At 51.2% G+C, this 209-nt stretch carries 1 rRNA gene; it reads right to left on the reverse strand.

The annotated features are described in order from the left end of the window. Window positions 1–12: 12 nt before the first annotated feature. Window positions 13–209: ribosomal RNA gene (locus tag ACDO57_RS23415) — 23S ribosomal RNA — on the reverse strand; the annotation flags it as partial.

Raw genomic sequence — 209 nt, forward strand, 5'->3', positions numbered from 1 at the left:
CTTCGGCGTTGTAAGGTTAAGCCTCACGGTTCATTAGTATCGGTTAGCTCAACGCATCGCTGCGCTTACACACCCGACCTATCAACGTCGTCGTCTTCAACGTTCCTTCAGGACTCTCAAGGAGTCAGGGAGAACTCATCTCGGGGCAAGTTTCGTGCTTAGATGCTTTCAGCACTTATCTTTTCCGCATTTAGCTACCGGGCAGTGCC

This window comes from Enterobacter cloacae complex sp. 2015409, assembly GCF_041365315.1.
GTDB lineage: Bacteria > Pseudomonadota > Gammaproteobacteria > Enterobacterales > Enterobacteriaceae > Enterobacter > Enterobacter pseudoroggenkampii.